Origin of the sequence: Piscinibacter gummiphilus (assembly GCF_032681285.1) — a bacterium.
GTDB lineage: Bacteria > Pseudomonadota > Gammaproteobacteria > Burkholderiales > Burkholderiaceae_C > Rhizobacter > Rhizobacter gummiphilus_A.
In genome coordinates this window covers 1,266,550-1,285,898 of record NZ_CP136336.1, presented here as the reverse complement: position 1 = coordinate 1,285,898, position 19,349 = coordinate 1,266,550, and the positions used below count along the sequence as shown (strand labels likewise).

Below are 19,349 nucleotides of genomic sequence, written 5' to 3'. Positions count from 1 at the left end.
ATGCTGAACCTCGCCGAGTACCGTCGCCGCCCCGCGCTGCTGGCCGACTGGCTGCCCTGGGCCGCGCTGGTCGCGCCGGGCGTGGTGCTGAACAAGGATGGCGCCTTCCAGCGCACGGCGCGCTTCCGGGGGCCGGACCTGGACAGCGCCACGCAGGGCGAACTGGTCGCCACCTCGGCGCGCCTCAACAACGCGCTGCGTCGGCTCGGATCGGGCTGGGCCCTCTTCGTAGGCGCTGAGCGCCGCGAGGCGGCGGACTATCCGTCATCCTCCTTCCCGGAGCCACTGTCCTGGCTCGTGGACGAGGAGCGGCGCGCCGCCTTCGAGGAGGCGGGCAGCCACTTCGAGAGCGCCTACCACCTGACGCTGCTGTACCTGCCGCCGGAGGAGTCGCGCGCGCGGGCGGGGCGGCTGCTCTACGAGAACCGTCCGGTGGAAGGGGTCGACTGGCGCGAGCGGCTGGAGGCTTTTGTTGTCGAGTCCGAGCGCTTCCTGGACCTGCTCGAAGGCGTGATGCCGGAGATCGGCTGGCTCGATGACGCCGCGACGCTTGCCTACCTGCACGGTTGCGTCTCGACGGCGCGGCATCCCGTGGCCGTGCCCCAGGTGCCGATGTACCTGGATGCGCTGCTGGCCGACCGGCCGCTGACCGGTGGCCTGGCGCCGATGCTGGGGGACAGGCACCTGCGGGTGCTGACCGTCCGGGGCTTCCCGGCCTCGACCTGGCCGGGGATCCTGGACGACCTGAACCCCCTGGGCTTCGCCTACCGCTGGTGCACCCGGTTCCTGTGCATGGACAAGGCCGAGGCAGAGAAAGAGCTGGTGCGCCTGCGCCGCCAGTGGTTCGCCAAGCGCAAGAACATCGTGACCCTGCTGCGCGAGACCGTCTTCCAGCAGGAATCCCCCTTGGTGGACTCCGACGCCAGCAACAAGGCCTCGGACGCCGATGCCGCCCTGCAGGAGTTGGGTGGCGACCAGGTGGCCTTCGGCTACGTCACTGCCACGGTGGCGGTGCTGGACGCCGATGCGGCCGTGGCCGACGAGAAGCTGCGCCAGGCCGAGCGGGCGATCCAGGGGCGCGGCTTCGTGACCATCCCCGAGACGCTGAATGCTGTGGAGGCCTGGCTCTCGTCCATCCCCGGCAACGCCTATGCCAATGTGCGACAACCGATCGTCTCGACGCTCAACCTGGCGCACCTGATGCCGGTCTCGGCGGTGTGGGCCGGGCAGGAGCGCAATGCCCACCTGGACGGGCCGCCGCTGATCGTGACGCGCACCGATGGCGCCACGCCCTTCCGGCTCGTGACGCACATCGGCGATGTCGGCAACACGCTGGTGGTGGGGCCGATCGGCATGGGCAAGTCGGTGCTGCTGGCGACGATGGCCCTGCAGTTCCGGCGCTATCCGGGTTCGCGCATCTTCGCCTTCGATATGGGGCGATCGATCCGGGCGACCATCCTGGGCCTGGGCGGCGAGCACTACGACCTGGGTCCGGACGGGAACATGGCCTTCCAGCCGCTGGCGCGCATCGACCGCGAGGGCTGGCGCACGTGGGCGGCCGAGTGGATCGAGGGCCGGCTGGCGCAGGAGGGCGTCGCGGTCGGACCGCCCGAGCGGGATGCGGTCTGGACCGCCCTCGGCAGTCTGGCTGGTGCCCCCCTGGAGCAGCGCACCATGACCGGGCTATCCGTGCTGCTGCAGTCCAACGCGCTGCGCCAGGCGCTGGCGCCCTATGTGCTGGGCGGCGCCCACGGCCGGCTGCTGGACGCCGACCACGACCGGCTGGGCACTGCCGACGTGCAGGCCTTCGAGATGGAGGAACTGATGCCCAGCAAGGCGGCGGTCATGGCGGTACTGCGCTATCTCTTCGCGCGCTTCGAGGAGCGGCTGGACGGGGTACCGACCTTGTTGATCCTGGACGAGTCGTGGCTGTTCCTGGACGACCCGGTCTTCGCCGCACGCATCCGCCAGTGGCTCAAGACGCTGCGCAAGAAGAACGTGTCGATCGTCTTCGCCACGCAGTCGCTGGCGGACATCAAGGACTCGGCCATCGCGCCGGCCATCATCGAAAGCTGCGCCAGCCGCATCTTCCTGCCCAACCCGCAGGCCGCCGAGCCGCAGATCCGCACGATCTACGAGGGCTTCGGCCTCAACGCCCGACAGATCGGGATCGTGGCCACGGCCACCCCGAAGCGCGACTACTACTACCAGTCGCGCCTGGGCAACCGCGTCTTCGAGCTGGGTCTGGGGCCAGTGGCGCTGGCCTTCGCGGCGGCGGCCTCGCCCGAGGACCAGCGCGCCATGGACGCGGTGCTCGCCGCCTCCGGCATCTCCGGCTTCGTCTCGGCCTGGCTGCGCCATCGCGGCCTGGACTGGGCCGCCGATCTCATCCCGTCGTTTCCGACACCTCCCTTCGTTCCTTCCACCCCGCAGGAGAAAGCGCCATGAAACGCAAGTCCTTCCTCAAGTCTCGTGTTGCTGCGCTGGCCGCTGCCGGCGCGCTGGCCCTCGGGGCCGTGCAGCCGGCCCACGCCATCTTCGGCATCGGCGACACCGTGTTCGACGCCTCCAACTTCATGCAGAACATGATGACGGCGGCCAACACGCTCGAGCAGATCAGCAACCAGGTGCAGCAGCTGCAGAACGAATCGCAGATGCTGATGAACCAGGCGCGCAACCTCGCCAGCCTGCCGTTCAGCGTGGTCAGCCGCCTGCGCGGCAACCTGGCGGCCACGCAGCGGCTGATCGCCCAGGCCAAGGGGCTGGCCTACGACGTGGCGGCCATGGACAGGGAGTTCCAGCGACTGTATCCCGAGCAGTACGCCGCCACGGTGAGCGGCGACCGGATGGCCCAGGACGCGAGGGAGCGTTGGAAGCACACGCTCGACGGCCTGCAGACCGCCTTGCGGATGCAGGCGCAGGTGTCCCAGAACCTGGGCGAGGACGAGGGCGTGCTGGCCGACGTGGTCGGCAGGAGCCAGTCCGCGGCCGGGGCCCTGCAGGCCATGCAGGCGACGAACCAGTTGCTGGCGCTGCAGGCCAAGCAGTCGATCCAGGCACAGCAGCTGCGGATCACCCAGGACCGCGCCGTGGCGCTGGAGCAGGCGCGGCAGGTGGCGGTGCAGGAGCGTGCCCGGGAGGTGCGCCGGCGCTTCATGGGCAGCGGCACGCCGTACACGCCATACACCGTGAACTTCTATGGCAATCCGTGAAGAGGACGGCATGAAAAGGCGCTTTATCGTGATCGCTGTGGTGCTGGCGCTGGCCGCCTGTGGGAAGTCCTCGCCGGTGGACAGCATTGAATCGGTCGAGTCGCTGGTAGCCAACCCCGAGCGGCTGAAGGAACTGCGCGCAGCCTGCAAGGCGGACCACGCCAGGGTCGGCGATGCGCAGTGCAACGCGGTGGCTGAGGCCACGCGCCAGCGCTTCATGCGTCCCTCGCCATCGCCCTATGCGAGCGATCCGGTGAAGCCGGCGCCACCGCCAGCCGGGGACAGGGCGCCATGAACGACGTCGGGGTCGTCGACCGCTTCCTGGACGTCTTCTCGCGCTACATCGACTCGGGCTTCGGACTGCTCCATGGCGAGGTGGCGTTCCTCACGGCCACCCTGGTGGCGATCGACATGACGCTGGCGGGCCTGTTCTGGGCCATGAGCCACGCCTCGGGCCAGGGCGACGAGGTGATGGCGCGCCTGATCCGGAAGGTGCTCTACGTGGGCGCCTTCGCCTACATCCTGGGCAATTTCAACCGGCTGGCGGCGATCGTCTTCAACTCCTTCGCCGGGCTGGGGCTGAAGGCCTCGGGCTCCTCGCTGTCCCAGGGCCAGCTGCTGCAGCCCGGGCGCCTGGCGCGGGTGGGCATCGACGCCGGCCGGCCGATCATGGAGCAGATCGGGACCATGACGGGCTTCCCAGAGGTGTTCGCGCACCTGGACACCATCGCCGTGCTGTTCTTCGCTTGGCTGATGCTGATCGTGGCCTTCTTCGTGCTGGCGGTGCAGCTGTTTGTCACGCTGATCGAGTTCAAGCTGACCACGCTCGCCGGCTTCGTGCTGGTGCCCTTCGCCCTCTGGAGCAAGACCTCGTTCCTGGCCGAGAAGGTGCTGGGCAACGTGGTGTCCTCGGGCATCAAGGTGCTGGTGCTGGCGGTGATCGTGGGGATCGGGTCAGGGCTGTTCGGCGAGTTCACGGCTGCGCCGGCGGCGGACCCCTCGATCGACCATGCGCTGGTGGTCATGTTGGCGTCCCTGGCTATGCTGGGGCTGGGCATCTTCGGACCCGGGATCGCCACGGGGCTGGTGTCCGGAGCACCGCAGCTCGGCGCCGGTGCGGCGGCGGGCACGGCGATCGGCGCGGGCGGGCTGGCCGTCGCTGGTACTGCTGCCGTGGCGGGCGCGGGTTCGGCCGTTGCTGCCGGCGCGCGCATGGCGCCGGGTGCCGCGCGAACGGCCATTGGGGGCGCAGCTACTGCAGGACGTGCGGCCTCATCGCTGACCAGCGACGCGAGGGCCGCCTACCAGGCCGGCGCGGCTGCTTCGGCCGGAGGTCCGGTTCGCGCTGCTAGCACGGGTCTCGCCAACGTCGCGAAGACCGGGGCGAGCGCGGCTGGCCAGCGCGTGGCTGCCGGCGCCAAGGCGGTCAAGGATCGGGTGACCGGCTTCGTGGCTCGGGCTGCGGCGCCTGCTGCCGCGTCGGCATCCGGTGTTCCGGCAGAGGCAGGCGGCCCGCCGTCCGCTGCCTCGGAGCCGGCCTGGGCGCAGCGCATGCGCCATCGGCAACAGGCGGCGCATGCAGCCACGACCGCGGCGCACGTGCTGCGCTCGGGTGATCACGGCGGCGGTGGGGCCGGGCCCAGCCTGCGCGACGACTCCAGTTCATAAAGGACCTCACTCATGCGATTCAAGCGACCCCTGGTGCGGTACTCGGACACCCCCGCGCCGGTCACACCCTACCAGGCCGGCGGGCAGGCCTGGGACGAGCGCATCGGCTCGGCCCGCGTGCAGGCCCGCAACTGGCGGCTGATGGCCTTCGGTTGCCTCACGCTCGCGTTGCTGATGGCTGGCGGCCTCGTCTGGCGCTCGGCGCAGTCCATCGTGACGCCCTATGTGGTCGAGGTGGACCAGGCCGGGCAGGTGCGGGCGGTGGGCGAGGCCGCGACGCCCTATCAACCCGGCGATGCGCAGATCGCGCACCACCTCGCGCGCTTCGTCACGCTGGTGCGGTCCCTCTCCATCGACCCGGTCGTCGTGCGCCAGAACTGGCTCGACGCCTACGACTACACCACCGACCGGGGCGCGGCCGCGCTGAACGACCACGCCCGCGCCAACGACCCGTTCTCGCGCATCGGGCAGGAAACGGTCACGGTGCAGGTCAACAGCATCGTGCGCGCCAGCGAGTCGTCCTTCCAGGTGCGCTGGACCGAGCGGCGCTACGTCAACGGCGAGGCCGCCGGGCTGGAGCACTGGACGGCCGTGCTGTCGATCGTGCTGCAGCCGCCGCGCACCGAGGAGCGGCTGCGCAAGAACCCCCTGGGCATCTACGTCAACGCTCTGTCGTGGACCCGTGAACTCGATGCCTCCTCAGGAGCCAAGCCATGAATGCACGCATCCGTGTTTCCGTATCCACGGCGCTGCTGGCCGTGGCCTTCATGGCCGGCTGTGCCTCGCGGGGCAAGTCGCCGCCGGCCGTCTCCCTCGACGAACCTGCTCCTGCTGCAGCACAGCCACTGCTCGAGCCGCCGAAGCCGGTGGAAGTGGTGGAGGTGCCGAAGGTGCTGCCGATGCCGGGGCAGATGAAGCCGCTGCCAGACGGGAACACGGACGCTGCCAGGTCCCCGCCGGAATCGCCTGACGAGAAGGTCAGGGTCTCGAAGGCCAACGCGGAGGCGCGCGTCGCGCCCACGCGCGAGGGCTACGTCAACGCGATCCAGGTCTGGCCCTTCAGCGAGGGGGCGCTGTACCAGGTCTACGCGGCCGTGGGGCGCGTGACGGTGATCTCGCTGCAGCCCGGCGAGGAACTGGTGACGGTGGCCGCGGGCGACACGGTGCGCTGGATCGTGGGCGACACGTCCAGCGGTGACGGTGACGCGCGCCGGGTCAACGTGATGATCAAGCCCACGCGCACGGGCCTGAAGACCAACCTGGTCATCACGACCAGCCGGCGCACCTACCTGGTCGAGCTGACCTCGACGGAGAAGGCCTGGATGGCCTCGGTGTCCTGGGAGTATCCGAAGGACCGCATGCTGGCGCTGCAGCGGCAGGCCGGCCAGGCGCAGGCCGCCGCGCCGGTGGACGCGGGCCTGGCGCTGGAGAAGCTGCGCTTCCGCTATGCCATCAGCGGGAGCAGCCCGCCCTGGAAGCCGTTGCGCGCCTTCGACGACGGCGAGAAGGTCTACATCCAGTTCCCGGCCGGCATCGCGCAGGGCGAGCTGCCGCCGCTCTTCGTGATCGGCGCGCGGGGCGACGGGCAATTGGTGAACTACCGTTTCCGCTCGCCGTACTACATCGTGGATCGGCTGTTCGGCGCGGCCGAGCTGCGCCTGGGCGGCGGCAAGGACCAGAAGAGCGGCGAAGTGGTGCGCATCGAGCGCACCGATGGGATCGCGCGTGGAGGCGGGTCGTGAGCGAAGGGCAGGACGCGGCGGGCGGCAAGGTCTCGCCCGAGTCCGTGGCGCTGCGTGCGCAGCCGCGGCCGGTGACGCGGCTGAACCGGCGCACCCTGGCGCTGCTGGCCGGCTTGCTCGCCGCCGCCGTGCTCGGCGCCACGGTCTGGTCGCTGCAGCCCCGGTTCCGCGGCAGGGGCAACGAGCCTGCCGAGCTGTACAACGTGGACCGGGTGGCCAAATCGGAGGGGCTGGGGCAGTTGCCGGCCGACTACTCGAAGCTGCCGTCGGCGCGGCCGGCTCCGGTGCCCGAACTGGGGCCGCCGCTGCCGGGCGACCTCGGCCCGGCCATCGTGAAGTCGCAAGGGCCGGCCGTGGCGAGCTACTCGCCGCCGGGGCATGACCCGGCGCAGGCGGAACGCGATGCGCTGCGCAAGGAGGCCGAGCAGGCGATGGCCTCGTCGGTGTTCTTCCGGTCGAGCGGGCAGCGCGCGGCGGCGCCGGGGAAAGGGGAGACTGTGGCGCCTTCCGATCCCGGCGGCTCCAGCCTGGCGGCCTTCAACCCGATGGCGGCGGGCTTGGCATCGACGGCGGCGCAATCCGGCGCGGGCGGCTCGAGCAGCGATCCGGCGGCGGTGCAGAACCGGCAGGATCAGAAAGAGGGTTTCCTCAAAACCGCACATACGGAAACTCGCAACTCCGGCAGCCTGAAGCTGCCGGCATCGCCGTACCAGGTGATGGCCGGCACGGTGATCGCCGGCGCGCTGGTGACTGGCATCCAGTCTGACCTGCCGGGCGACGTGATCGCGACCGTCACGGAGCCGGTCTACGACACGGCCACGGGCAGATACTTGCTGATTCCGCAGAGCTCGCGCATCCTGGGCAAGTACAACAGCCAGATGAGCTACGGGCAGCGCCGGGTGCAGGTGGTGTGGAACCGCATCATCCTGCCGGACACCTCCTCGCTCGCCCTGGACAACCTCGTGGGCACCGATCCCGCGGGCAACGCCGGGCTGGAGGACGGCGTGGACTGGCACTGGGATCGGGTCCTGGCGGGTGCAGCGCTCACGACACTGCTGGGCATCGGCGCCGAGCTGGCAGCGCCGGCGAACCGCACCGATGGCAACCGCATCGTGATCGCCGGGCGCGACGGGCTGCAAGACAGCGTGAACCAGGTGGGGCAGGAGGTGACCCGCAAGAACATGAACATCCAGCCGACGCTGACGGCGCGACCGGGGCTGCCGGTGCGGGTGATCGTGAGCCGGGACCTGGTGCTGCGGCCGTATCAGCCGATGTTCTTCAACAGGGGGGGGGCGCAATGAGCACGGCGAGGAAGCTGCGGCTGGGGCCGCTGCCGAAGACCGAGAGCGTCAAGCTGACCATCACCTTGTCGGCGGAGCTGAAGGCGACGCTGGATCGCTATGCGGCGGTGCATGCGCAGACGTATGGCGAGCGGGTGGATGCGGCGGCGCTGGCGCCGCACATGCTGGAGGCGTTCATGGCGAGGGATCGAGGATTTCGATCGCAGCCGCAGAAACGACAGTAAGAAATCTCTTGCTCCAAAAAAATCGCCCCTGCGTTAACAGGGGCGGTCTTCGAATTGGTGCCCGAGGCCGGAATCGAACCGGCACGCCTTGCGGCGGGGGATTTTCTTCCCACTTCGGCTTTCGCCGCCGCCGTCTCCGATGAAACGGCGTTCGTGGGCTGGAGCACGCCTTCACCATAGCCTTTCGGCCTTAGGCGCCCGCCGTCTGCTCTCTACACCTTCCGAGGCGCCTTTCGGCGCCAGGGCTTGGCTCGGTATTAGCTCGGACTCGCGTCCAGGGCCTTCGCCGAGTTTGACGGGCTTCACCTCCGGGGTTTCCTCCGGAGGGCTCAAATTTGGTCTGAGTCCCCTGCGTCTACCAATTTCACCACTCGGGCATGACGCGATGCGATGCTACTTCAACTATCTGCTACTCCGCGCTTGGCGCCAGGTCGCATCGTCCTGGCTCCCAGCTGGCTCCTAGCTCGAAATTCAGGCATCTCGCTCAAGTGCCTGTCGAACCCTCAAACCCTTGTCCCATGCGGCTTGCCGGGCGATCGCCCCAAGCGAGATCTACGTAGAAGTCCCTATTTTTGAGTCCCGCGCGTCTACCAATTTCGCCACCGAGGCCGGTGCAGCAGAGCGCGCGATTTTGCCACAGGGCATTTCGGCCGCGGCGGGCAAACCGGGTACGCTTGCGGCTTTCCGCCTTCTGCACCGCGCATGCCCCCGATTCCACCGATCACCCAGTTCCTCATGCTGGCCTGTACGGCGATCTATTGCCTGCAGGTGTTCACGCCGTTCATCGACCGCTGGTTCGCACTGTTCCCGCTCGGCAGCGGCTTCTTCCTGCCGTGGCAGGTGTTGAGCTACGGCCTGCTGCACGGCAGCGTGCTGCACCTTTTCTTCAACATGCTCGGCCTGTGGATGTTCGGCTCGGAGCTCGAGATGCTGTGGGGCCGCAAGCGCTACATGGCCTTTCTCGCAATCGGGGCGATCTTCGGTGGCCTTTTGTTCCTCATCGCCACCGCCCTGCCCGGCGCCGGCATGAGCCGCCTGGTGGGTGCCTCGGGTGGCCTGTATGCACTGCTGGTGGCCGCAGCGATGTACTTCCCCGACCGCACGGTGATGCCGCTCTTCCCGCCGATCCCGATGAAGATGAAGGTCTTCGTCATCGTCTTTGGCGTGATCGCGCTGTTGATGAGCTGGACGGGTGACCTCGGCTCACTCGCACACATCGGCGGCATGTTGGGCGGCTGGCTCACGATCCGCTACTGGCGCGGGCTGCCTCCCTTCGGCAAGCCGCGGCGCTAAGCCAGCAGACCTTCGCGCACCGTCGGATAGCGCAGCGTCAGGCGCAGCTCGCGCTTGAGGCGCCGGTTGTCGAGCCGGCGCGATTCACTCCAGAACGACAGCTGCACCGCCGACATCCGCTCGGCCGCTTCGGCCCTCGTGATGCGCGGTGGCCGCGGCAGGCCACACAGGTCGGCCGCCAGGTCGAAGTAGTCGCCCATCTTCAACTCGGTGTCGTCGCTCGCATGCACCACGCGCTGCGGCAGGCCGCGGTGCAGTGCGGCCACGCAGGCCCGCGCCAGGTCGTCGGCGTGGATGTGGTTGGTGTAGACATCGTCGGCCTCCACCAGGACCGGCGTGCCACGCGCCAGGCGCTCGCGCGGGTGGCCACCTTCGCGGTCGCCCGCATAGATGCCAGGAATGCGCAGCACCGACACACGCGCCCCGAAGGCCCGGCCGTACCAGCGCACACGCGCCTCGGCATCGACACGCCGCCGTGCGCGGTCGGTCGCAGGGGCCACCGCACGCACCTCGTCGAAACGTGCGCCCTGGGCATCGCCATACACACCGGTCGTGCTGGCGTAGACGATGCGCCGCACGCGGCCCTGGCGCGCGAGCGCCTGCAGCAGCGCGGCCGTGCGGGTGTCGTCCGCACCGTGGCCCGGAGGGGGCGCGAGGTGCAGCACCGCGTCGGCCAGGCCGGCGAGCCGCTGCAGACTGGGCGGGTTGTCGAGGTTGCCCACGAGCGGCAGCGCACCTGCCGCCCGAAGCGCAGGCACGCGCGCGGCATTCGAGGTGAGCACCAGCAGCCGGTAGCGCCCGGCCAGCAGGCGCAGCACGCGCAGCCCCACGTCGCCACAACCCACGATGAGCAAGGTGGGCGGTCTGAAGGTATGGGGCAGGGTCATGGGGGAGCGGGCAAAATCGAGGGTCGTTCGCTGACGGGTCAGAAGAGGTTATCCCATGACGTTCCAAGTGACGGTGCAGCCGAGCGGCGTGAGCTTCTCGGTTGACCGCGACGAACCCATCCTGCTGGCGGCCATCCGCCAGGGCGTGGGCCTGCCCTATGGCTGCAAGGACGGCGCCTGCGGTTCGTGCAAATGCAAGCTGCTCGAAGGCCGCGTGATCCACGGCACGCATCAGGTGAAGGCGCTCACGCCGGCCGAAGAGGAGGCCGGCTACACCCTCACCTGCCGCGCCGCACCGCAGACCGACATCGTGCTCGAAGCGCGCACGGTCGCGGGCGCCGGCGAGTTCCCGGTGCGCAAGATGCCCTGCCGCGTCACCACGATCACCAGACCCGCTCCCGACGTCGCTTTGATCCAGCTGCAGCTGCCTGCCAATGACACGCTGCAATACCGCGCCGGCCAGTACATCGAGTTCATCCTGAAAGACGGCGCGCGCCGCAGCTACAGCATGGCCAATGCACCGAGCGCACAGCGCGACAAGCCGGGCATCGAGCTGCACATCCGCCACATGCCGGGCGGCCTCTTCACCGACCACGTGTTCGGTGCGATGAAGGAAAAGGAAATCCTGCGGCTCGAGGGCCCGTTCGGCAGCTTCTTCCTGCGCGAAGACAGCGACAAGCCGATCGTGCTGCTCGCCAGTGGCACCGGCTTCGCGCCGGTGAAAGCGATCATCGAGCACATGCAGGCGAAGGGCATCACACGCCCCGCGGTCCTGTACTGGGGTTGCCGAAGCCTCGCCGACCTCTACATGCACGCCTGGTGCGTGGAAGCGGCCCGCACCATGCCCCACCTGCGCTACGTGCCGGTCTTGTCCGACGCGAAACCCGAAGACGAATGGACCGGCCGCACGGGCTTCGTGCACCAGGCGGTGATGGCCGACCTGCCCGACCTCTCGGGCCACCAGGTGTATGCCTGCGGTGCGCCCATCATGGTCGACTCTGCGCAGCGCGATTTCGTCGCGCATTGCAACCTGCCGCTCGACGAATTCTTTGCAGACAGCTTCACGTCCGAGGCCGACAAACATGGTGAATGAGTTCTCCCGTCGTCGTTTCACATGGGCTGCGCTGGCGGCGGTGGCATGCACCCCGGTGTTTGCGCAGACGGGCACGCGGCCGATTCGGCTCGTCGTGCCCTACCCGCCCGGCGGCCCGCTCGACATCGTGGCGCGCGCCCTGGCCGACAAGGTGAAAGACAGCCTCGGCACCGTGATCGTCGAGAACAAGCCCGGCGCCGGTGGCAACCTGGGCGCCGACCTCGTCGCCAAGTCGGCGCCCGACGGCCACACGATCGTGATGGGCGCCGTGGCCACGCACGCCATTAACCCATGGCTCTACACCCGCATGCCCTACGACGCACTGCGCGACTTCACACCCCTCACCGGTGTGGCGCAGGTGCCCAACGTGCTGGTGATGAACCCGCAGACCGCCGCGCGTTTGAAGATCTCAAGCGTGGCCGACCTCGTGGCCTACGCGAAGGCCAACCCCGGCAAGCTCAACTACGGCTCGGGCGGCAACGGCAGCGCAGGGCACCTGGCGGGCGAGATGTTCAAGTCGCAGGCGGGTGTGTTCATGGTCCACATTCCGTATGCAGGCGGCAACCCGGCGCAGCTGGCGCTGCTGACCGGCGAGGTCGACCTCACCTTCGACAACCTCGCCAGCGCATCGGCCAACATCAAGGCCGGCAAGCTCAAGGCCCTGGCCGTGACCACCGCCAAGCGCGCCAAGGCCACGCCGGAACTGCCGGCCATCGCCGAGACGCTGCCGGGCTTCGACGTGAACACCTGGTTCGGCCTCTTCGGGCCCGCAGGCCTGCCCGCCGATCAGACGCAGCGCTTGAACAAGGCCTTCACCGAGGCGCTGGCCTCGCCCGAGTTGCAGGCCCGCTTCGCCACGCTGATGGCCGAAGCCATGCCCTTCACGCCGCAGCCGTTCGCCGAGTTCGTGAAGCGCGAGAACGCGAAGTACGAGCGCGTGGTCAAGGCCTCGGGCGCCAAGGTCGACTGAAACGCAAAAGGCCGCGGCTCTTTCGAGCGCGGCCTTTCGATCGAGTGAGCCGGGGGCTTACTTCTTGTTGAGTTCCTTCGAGGCCGGCGTGCTCCCGCCGTCGACCCCCAGGCGGCCGCCGGTGCCGAGGCCACCCTTGACCGTCTGCGCCTTGTAGTTGCGCAGCGACTTGACCATCTGGTTGAACGAGTCGGCAAACGCCGCCACGATCACCTTGCCCTGCGGCGTGTTGGAGTAACCGCCGCCACCGCCCGCGAGGCCCGCCAGGAAGCCGCCCCCGAAGAGGCCGAAGTCGAAATTGCCGGCGGTGCCTTCGGCAGCCGCGATCTGCACGCTGGAGCGGTTGTCGATGAGCAGCAGCGTGGTCGAGGCTTCGTTGCGCTTCACGTTCCCCGCCACGGCGCCCAGCGCGCCCAGGCGGCCGGTGAGCAGGCCGGCCGCAGCACCGCCAGTGCGGCCCGAGAACTGGATCGACGGCTGCATGGTGTAGTCGGCCGCGACCATCTGGCCCTTCTGGAAGTTGCTGCCCTGCCGCATTTCGCCGGAGGACTCGAGCTGGCGCTCGCGCATCATGTTGTTCATCGAGCGGCCCCGCTCGACGATCACGAAGCAGTTGCTCTGCTGGATCATCAGGCGCAGCACCGGCACCGTCGAGCCGAGGCTGTTGCGGCGCAGCTCGTAGTACCAGGGCGCCTGAGCGTCTTCGTCGATGGCAATGGTGCCAAGCGTCTCGGGGCACTTCTCGAGCTGGCTGTTGCTGCCCTCGGAGCTGGCGCCACCGGCGGAGCCGGAGACCACGCCCTTGTTGCCGCCCATCGACGGCATGGTGGAGCCGCAGCCACTGAGCACCGCCACAGCGGCGGCTGCGAGCGCGAGTTGGGTGAAACGGGTGAGCGGGGTTGCGTTCATCGAAGACCTTTCCACGGAGACATGCCCGTATCAGTCGAATGCAAACTGAGTTCGATTGCAGGCTGCGGGAAAGTATAGAAGTGCACCCCTCCCGCGAGAGGTGACTTTGGTCGCCTCGCCGCCCCTTACTCGCCCAGGTAGGCCGCCCGCACCTTCGGGTCGTTCAGCAGGGCCGCCGCCTCGCCACTCATCGTGACCTCACCCGACTCCATCACGTAGCCGCGGTTGGCCAGTTGCAGCGCACGGCTCGCGTTCTGCTCCACCAGCAGGATGGTCACACCCTGCTTGGCGATGTCGGCCACCACTTCGAAGATCTTGTCGACCATGATGGGCGACAGGCCCATCGACGGCTCGTCGAGCAGCAGCACCTTGGGGCGCGCCATCAGCGCGCGGCCCATGGCAAGCATCTGCTGCTCGCCGCCCGACATGGTGCCGGCCAGCTGGTTGCGGCGCTCCTTGAGGCGCGGGAAGATGCCGAACACCTTCTCGATGTCGGCGTTTATCTCCTTGTCGTTGCGCACGAAGGCGCCCATCAGCAGGTTCTCGGTGATCGACATGCGGGTGAAGGTGCCCCGCCCCTCGGGCACCATCACGAGGCCCTGTTTCACGAGCTCCCACGAGCCCTGGCCCTTGACGCTGCGGCCGAGGAATTCGATGTCGCCCGCGCCCACCGGCTGCAGGCCGGTGATGGCCTTGAGCGTGGTGGTCTTGCCGGCGCCATTGGCGCCGATCAGGCTCACGAGCTCACCTTCGCGCACCTCGAACGACGCGCCCTTCACGGCCTGGATGCCGCCATAGGCCACCTTTAGGCCATTCACTTTCAGGAGGGTCGTCATGGTCAGTGCGCCTTGTGGCCGGCGCCGAGGTAGGCCTCGATCACCTTCTCGTTGCGTTGGACGTCGAATGGCGAGCCTTCGGCGATCTGCTTGCCGTAGTCGAGCACGGTGACGCGGTCGCACAAGCCCATCACGAGCTTCACGTCGTGCTCGATCAGGAGAATGGTGCGCCCGTCCTTGCGGATGCGGTCGATCAGCTCGCGCAGCACCACCTTCTCGGTGGCGTTCATGCCGGCGGCGGGCTCGTCGAGGGCGATCAGCTTGGGGTCGGTGGCGAGCGCCCGCGCGATCTCCAGGCGACGCTGGTCGCCGTAGCTGAGCGTGCGGGCCTTGAACTCGGCGTACTTGCCGATGCCCACGTAGTCGAGCAGCTCCTGCGCGCGCTTGGCGATGGCGTGCTCTTCGGCCTTGAAGCCGCTGGTGCGGAACACCGCGCCAATCAGGCCTGATGCCGTGCGCACGTGGCGGCCGACCATCACGTTTTCGAGCGCGGTCATGTCGGCGAAGAGGCGGATGTTCTGGAAGGTGCGGGCGATGCCGGCCTTGGCCACTTCGTGCACCGCGGTCGGCTTGTAGGGCTGGCCACCCAGCTTGAAGCTGCCGGAGTCGGGTGTGTAAAGCCCGGTGATGACGTTGAAGAAGGTGGTCTTGCCGGCGCCATTGGGGCCGATGAGGCCATAGACCTGGCCAGCTTCGATGCGGATGCCCACGTCGCTCAGGGCCTGCAGGCCGCCGAAGCGCTTGGAGACGTTGGCGACTTCGAGCACCGGGGTGGTGTTGGGCGCGCTGCTCATGACAGGGTTCCCTTCGGTTCCGGGTCCTGGTCAGGCGAGCCTGGCCGCATTCGCCCATGCTCCGGCACCGGCCACAAGCCACGCGGGCGCGACAGCATGATGGCGATCATCGCAAGTGCGATCAGCAACTGGCGCAGGATGGCGGAGTCAAGCCGGCCATCGGTCATTTGCTGGAGCGGGCTGGCCACGTAGCGCAGCACCTCGGGCAGCGCCGCGAGCAGCAGCGCCCCGATGATGACGCCGGGGATGTGACCGATGCCGCCCAGCACCACCATCGCGACAATCATCACCGACTCGTTCAAGCTGAACGACTCGGGCGACACGAAGCCCTGGAAGCTCGCAAAGAGCACGCCCGACACACCGCCGAAGGTAGCGCCCATGCCGAAAGCGAGCAGCTTCATGTTGCGGGTGTTGATGCCCATCGCCTTGGCAGCGACTTCGTCTTCTCGGATGGCCATCCACGCACGGCCGATGCGCGACTGCTCGAGCCGGTAGCAGATGACCACGCTCACGATCACCAGCGCGAGGAAGAGGTAGTAGTAGCCGGTCACCGAGGGGATCTCGAGGCCGAACAGGTTGTGCGTCTTGCCGAAGTCGTAGCCCAGCACCTTGAACGAGTCGATCTGGCTCAGGCCCTTGGGGCCGTTGGTGATGTTGACCGGCGCGTCGAGGTTGGTCAGGAACACGCGGATGATCTCGCCGAAGCCGAGGGTCACGATGGCAAGGTAGTCGCCTCTCAGCTTGAGCGTCGGCGCGCCGAGCGCCACACCGAATGCCGCCGCCAGCAACGCACCCAGCGGGATCACCAGCCACAGCGGCGCATGCAGCCCATTGGGGAAGGTGGCGGCGAAGCCGGGGAAGGTCTGCGACAGGTGCGGCGAGGCGAGCAGCCCCAGCATGTAGGCACCGACCGCGTAGAACGCCACATAGCCCAGGTCGAGCAGGCCGGCATAGCCGACCACGATGTTGAGGCCAAGCGCCAGCAGCACGTAGAGCAACGCGATGTCGATGATGCGCACCCAGGCGTTGCCGAACTGCTGGGCGATCAGCGGTGCGATGAGCAGCAGTGCACCGGCGATGAGGAAGGTGGCGAGCTTGTTGTCGCGGAAGTTCATCGTCGGCTCCTCAGGCGCGATCGGCCACACGCTCGCCGAGCAGGCCTTGAGGCCGCAGCGTGAGCACGAGGATGAGCACGATGAAGGCGAAGATGTCCTGGTAGTGACTGCCCAGGATGCCGCCGGTCAGGTCGCCGATATAGCCAGCGCCCATGGCTTCGATGAGGCCGAGCAGCACGCCGCCCACCATCGCGCCCGCCAGGTTGCCGATGCCGCCGAACACGGCGGCGGTGAAGGCCTTGAGGCCCGGCAGGAAGCCCATCGAGTGCTGCACCGAGCCGTAGTTGGCGGCGTACATCACGCCGGCCAGTGCCGCGAGGGCCGCACCGATCACGAAGGTGGCCGAGATGACCATGTCGGGCCGCACGCCCATGAGGCCGGCGACCTTCGGGTTCTCGGCGGTGGCGCGCATCGCGCGGCCGAGCTTGGTGCGGTTGACGAGGTACATGAGCCCCGCCAGCGTGACAGCCGTGGTCACGAGGATGAGGATCTGGATGGTGTTGATCACCGCGCCGCCGATCTCATACGGCTCTGCGGAGATGAGGATCGGGTACGGCTTCGGGTTCGGCTTCCAGATGATCATCGCGAGCGTCTGCAGCAGCAGCGACATGCCCATCGCGGTGATCAGCGGCGCGAGGCGCGGCGCGGTGCGCAGCGGCCGATAGGCGATCTTCTCGATGCTGAAGTTGAGCACCGAACACACGATGATCGCGGCGAGCAGCGAGATCACCATCACCAGCCAACCCGGCCAGCCGATGCCCAGAAGCGAGGTCGCGACCGTCCAGCTCGTGAGCGCGCCCACCATCAGGACCTCGCCGTGCGCGAAGTTGATGAGGTTGATGATGCCGTAGACCATCGTGTAGCCGAGGGCCACCAGCGCATACACGCTGCCGAGCACCAGACCATTGATGATCTGCTGGATGAATGTATCCATCGAAGGAGTCTCCTGGGGAAGTCGAAAGCGGCTTGTCTTGTGGACGCCGCTCCTGCCTGTAAGCAAAAAGCCCGCCGTCGTGTGGACGCCGGGGCTCTGTCTGATGTCTGGGCTGTGACGGGGGCGATTCTAGGGGGCCACCTGAGCGGCGCCTGCTGCGCGTTTCCCCGTACAGCGATCAGCGATTCTTGCGCTTGTCTCCCTCTGTGGAGCGCTCGCGTGCCTCGTCATTGAGGCGCCTCAACTCCTGAAGCCGCTCCCCTATTTTCAGCTCCAGGCCGCGTTCGACCGGCTGGTAGAAGCGCTGCGGCACAAGCTTGTCGGGCCAGTAGTTCTCACCGGCCGCGAAGCCACCCGGCTCGTCGTGCGCATAGCGGTAGTCGCGCCCATAGTCCAAGTCCTTCATGAGCTTGGTCGGTGCATTGCGCAGGTGAAGCGGCACCGGCCGGGTGCCGTCTTTCGCGATGAAGGCGCGCACGGTGTTGTAGGCGGTGTAGACGGCGTTCGACTTCGGCGCCATCGCGAGGAAGACCACCGCCTGAGCCAGCGCCAGCTCGCCCTCGGGGCTGCCTAGGCGCTCGTAGGTCTCGGCCGCATCGAGCGCCATGCGCAGCGCGCGGGGGTCGGCCAGGCCGATGTCTTCGCTGGCCATGCGCACGAGGCGGCGCGAAGCGTAGCGTGGGTCGACACCACCGTCGAGCATGCGCACGAACCAGTAGAGCGCGGCATCGGGGTCACTGCCGCGCACGGCCTTGTGCAAGGCGGAGATGGTGTCGTAGAACTGCTCGCCGCCCTTGTCGTAGCGGCGCAGCTGCTCGCCGAGCGAGCGCTCGAGTTGCGACTCGTCGATGGTGTCGGCTTTGGAATCGGCCATGCGCACGAGGTTCTCGTAGGCATTGAGCAGGCGGCGCGCGTCGCCGTCGGCATAGCCGATGAGGCGGTCTCGCGCGGCCTCGGTGAGCGGCGGTGCGCCCAGCAGGTCGCGGGCGCGCTGCAGCAGCTGCGTCATGTCCTCGTCGGTGAGCGACTTCAGCACGTGCACCGTGGCACGCGAGAGCAAGGCCGAGTTGACCTCGAACGACGGGTTCTCGGTGGTCGCACCGATGAAGGTAAAGAGGCCCGACTCCACGTGCGGCAGGAAGGCATCCTGCTGGGCCTTGTTGAAGCGATGCACCTCGTCGACGAACACCACGGTGCGCTTGCCCGTGCCCTGCGCCACCTGCGCACGCTCGACAGCCTCGCGGATGTCCTTCACACCGCCCAGCACGGCCGAGATCTGGATGAACTGGGCATCGAAGCCATCGGTCATCAGGCGCGCAAGCGTCGTCTTGCCGACGCCAGGCGGGCCCCAGAGGATCATCGAGTGCAGGCGGCCCGACTCGAACGCCACACGCAGCGGCTTGCCGGGCCCGAGCAGGTGCTGCTGGCCGATCACCTCGGCCAGCGTGCGGGGCCGCAGCCGCTCGGCCAGCGGCGCTTGCGCGTCATCGTCTCCCAGGGGCAACTGCAGCGATTCCATGTGCAGATTGTCGCAGTCAGGCCCTGCCCTGTTTCCTAAAATGGCGGCGCGCCGCGGCCTACAGCGGACGTTCTAGAGAGAGGGAGTCCCCATGCCGATCCTTGCCCTGGTCCACCTGGCCATCGCGGCCTTCTTTGCCGTTCATGCCGTGCGCAACGGGCGGCCCAACTACTGGTTGATGGTGCTCTTCGCGTTCCCGGCACTCGGAAGCCTCGTGTACTTCTTCGCCGAATACCTGCCCGACATCCGCCACACCCGCACCGGCCGCAACGCCGCACGCGTGATGCAGGGCCTGGTGGACCCCCAGCGCGAGCTGCGCCTGGCTGCCGCCGAGTTCGACCGCACACCCACCGCCTACAACCGCGCGCAGCTCGCGCGTGCCCTGCTCGCCAAGGGGCAGGTGGAAGACGCCATCGCCCACTACCGCGAAGCGGCGTCGGGTGCGTATGCGAAAGACGTGTCCTTCCTCAAGGGCCTGGCCATCGCCGAGCTCGAAGCCGGGCGGCACACCGATGCCGTGGCCACGCTGGAGCGGCTCTTCGCCGCCTCGCCTGAACACAAGACCGGCGACCTCGCCCTGATGTACGCCGAAGCGCTGCACGGTGCCGGCCGGTCGGAAGCGGCCCAGGCCTTCGAAGTCGTCATCGCGACCGACGGCACGCTCGAAGCCCGCTTCAAGTACGGCCTCTTCCAGAAGCAGCGCGGCAACCTGAGTGCGGCCAAGCTGGCGTTCGAACACGTGCTGGCCGATGCGAAGCGCGGCCACGCGCATTCGCGCGACATGAACCGCGAGTGGATCGCGGCCGCCAAGCAAGCCCTCACCGAGATGGAGAGCGCGGCGCGCTGAAGCGC

The 19,349-nt window shown here is 68.2% G+C and carries 19 protein-coding genes; 12 read left to right on the top strand and 7 right to left on the bottom strand.

The window, feature by feature from the left end; all coding sequences use genetic code 11:
- The 9 genes from trbE to RXV79_RS06170 all read left to right on the top strand — a co-directional run bounded on the left by trbE (position 1) and on the right by RXV79_RS06170 (position 9,440).
- Complete coding sequence (gene trbE / locus RXV79_RS06210) at positions 1-2,448, top strand: conjugal transfer protein TrbE (RefSeq protein WP_304304421.1); 2,448 nt, start codon at positions 1-3, stop codon at positions 2,446-2,448.
- Complete coding sequence (trbJ, locus tag RXV79_RS06205; RefSeq protein WP_304304419.1) at positions 2,445-3,212, top strand: P-type conjugative transfer protein TrbJ; 768 nt, start codon at positions 2,445-2,447, stop codon at positions 3,210-3,212. Before trbE ends, trbJ begins: the two co-directional genes overlap by 4 nt.
- Positions 3,199-3,507: an EexN family lipoprotein gene (locus tag RXV79_RS06200; RefSeq protein WP_304304417.1), complete on the top strand. Its 309-nt coding sequence runs from the start codon at positions 3,199-3,201 to the stop codon at positions 3,505-3,507. Before trbJ ends, RXV79_RS06200 begins: the two co-directional genes overlap by 14 nt.
- Positions 3,504-4,880 carry a P-type conjugative transfer protein TrbL gene (trbL, locus tag RXV79_RS06195; RefSeq protein WP_304304415.1) on the top strand — a complete coding sequence of 459 codons (1,377 nt, stop codon included), beginning with the start codon at positions 3,504-3,506 and terminating at the stop codon, positions 4,878-4,880. The genes RXV79_RS06200 and trbL overlap by 4 nt, the downstream gene beginning before the upstream one ends.
- 12 nt (positions 4,881-4,892) lie before the next feature.
- Positions 4,893-5,597, top strand: coding sequence for a conjugal transfer protein TrbF (gene trbF / locus RXV79_RS06190; RefSeq protein ID WP_304304413.1), 705 nt, complete (start codon positions 4,893-4,895; stop codon positions 5,595-5,597).
- On the top strand, positions 5,594-6,622 hold the full coding sequence (gene trbG / locus RXV79_RS06185) for a P-type conjugative transfer protein TrbG (RefSeq protein ID WP_316702588.1): 1,029 nt from the start codon (positions 5,594-5,596) through the stop codon (positions 6,620-6,622). Before trbF ends, trbG begins: the two co-directional genes overlap by 4 nt.
- Complete coding sequence (locus RXV79_RS06180) at positions 6,619-7,923, top strand: TraB/TrbI/VirB10 family type IV secretion system protein (protein WP_304308660.1); 1,305 nt, start codon at positions 6,619-6,621, stop codon at positions 7,921-7,923. Before trbG ends, RXV79_RS06180 begins: the two co-directional genes overlap by 4 nt.
- Complete coding sequence (locus tag RXV79_RS06175) at positions 7,920-8,147, top strand: DUF2274 domain-containing protein (RefSeq protein WP_304308662.1); 228 nt, start codon at positions 7,920-7,922, stop codon at positions 8,145-8,147. Before RXV79_RS06180 ends, RXV79_RS06175 begins: the two co-directional genes overlap by 4 nt.
- A 702-nt stretch (positions 8,148-8,849) precedes the next feature.
- Positions 8,850-9,440, top strand: a complete 591-nt coding sequence (locus RXV79_RS06170) for a rhomboid family intramembrane serine protease (protein ID WP_316702587.1) — start codon at positions 8,850-8,852, stop codon at positions 9,438-9,440.
- Here RXV79_RS06170 and RXV79_RS06165 read toward each other — a convergent pair.
- A complete protein-coding gene (locus tag RXV79_RS06165) occupies positions 9,437-10,327 on the bottom strand; it encodes an SDR family oxidoreductase (protein ID WP_316702586.1) in 891 nt (296 codons plus the stop codon). The genes RXV79_RS06170 and RXV79_RS06165 overlap by 4 nt on opposite strands.
- Before the next feature lie 55 nt (positions 10,328-10,382).
- On the opposite strand from RXV79_RS06165, the gene RXV79_RS06160 reads away from it, so the two are divergent.
- Both RXV79_RS06160 and RXV79_RS06155 read left to right on the top strand, forming a co-directional pair.
- Positions 10,383-11,420, top strand: a complete 1,038-nt coding sequence (locus RXV79_RS06160) for a CDP-6-deoxy-delta-3,4-glucoseen reductase (protein WP_316702585.1) — start codon at positions 10,383-10,385, stop codon at positions 11,418-11,420.
- On the top strand, positions 11,410-12,390 hold the full coding sequence (locus tag RXV79_RS06155; protein WP_316702584.1) for a Bug family tripartite tricarboxylate transporter substrate binding protein: 981 nt from the start codon (positions 11,410-11,412) through the stop codon (positions 12,388-12,390). Before RXV79_RS06160 ends, RXV79_RS06155 begins: the two co-directional genes overlap by 11 nt.
- A 57-nt stretch (positions 12,391-12,447) precedes the next feature.
- Here RXV79_RS06155 and RXV79_RS06150 read toward each other — a convergent pair whose 3' ends face one another.
- From RXV79_RS06150 to RXV79_RS06125, 6 genes are all read right to left on the bottom strand, one after another.
- Positions 12,448-13,299: a CsgG/HfaB family protein gene (locus tag RXV79_RS06150; protein ID WP_316702583.1), complete on the bottom strand. Its 852-nt coding sequence runs from the start codon at positions 13,297-13,299 to the stop codon at positions 12,448-12,450.
- A 125-nt stretch (positions 13,300-13,424) separates the two neighbouring features.
- A complete protein-coding gene (locus tag RXV79_RS06145) occupies positions 13,425-14,135 on the bottom strand; it encodes an ABC transporter ATP-binding protein (RefSeq protein WP_316702582.1) in 711 nt (236 codons plus the stop codon).
- Between the two features lie 2 nt (positions 14,136-14,137).
- Positions 14,138-14,929, bottom strand: a complete 792-nt coding sequence (locus RXV79_RS06140) for an ABC transporter ATP-binding protein (protein WP_316702581.1) — start codon at positions 14,927-14,929, stop codon at positions 14,138-14,140.
- Positions 14,926-16,044 carry a branched-chain amino acid ABC transporter permease gene (locus RXV79_RS06135; RefSeq protein WP_316702580.1) on the bottom strand — a complete coding sequence of 373 codons (1,119 nt, stop codon included), beginning with the start codon at positions 16,042-16,044 and terminating at the stop codon, positions 14,926-14,928. The genes RXV79_RS06140 and RXV79_RS06135 overlap by 4 nt, the downstream gene beginning before the upstream one ends.
- A gap of 10 nt (positions 16,045-16,054) precedes the next feature.
- On the bottom strand, positions 16,055-16,978 hold the full coding sequence (locus tag RXV79_RS06130; protein ID WP_316702579.1) for a branched-chain amino acid ABC transporter permease: 924 nt from the start codon (positions 16,976-16,978) through the stop codon (positions 16,055-16,057).
- Between the two features lie 178 nt (positions 16,979-17,156).
- On the bottom strand, positions 17,157-18,497 hold the full coding sequence (locus tag RXV79_RS06125) for a replication-associated recombination protein A (protein WP_316702578.1): 1,341 nt from the start codon (positions 18,495-18,497) through the stop codon (positions 17,157-17,159).
- Between the two features lie 91 nt (positions 18,498-18,588).
- Here RXV79_RS06125 and RXV79_RS06120 point away from each other — a divergent pair, with 91 nt between their 5' ends.
- Positions 18,589-19,344: a tetratricopeptide repeat protein gene (locus tag RXV79_RS06120; RefSeq protein ID WP_316702577.1), complete on the top strand. Its 756-nt coding sequence runs from the start codon at positions 18,589-18,591 to the stop codon at positions 19,342-19,344.
- Positions 19,345-19,349 lie beyond the last annotated feature (5 nt).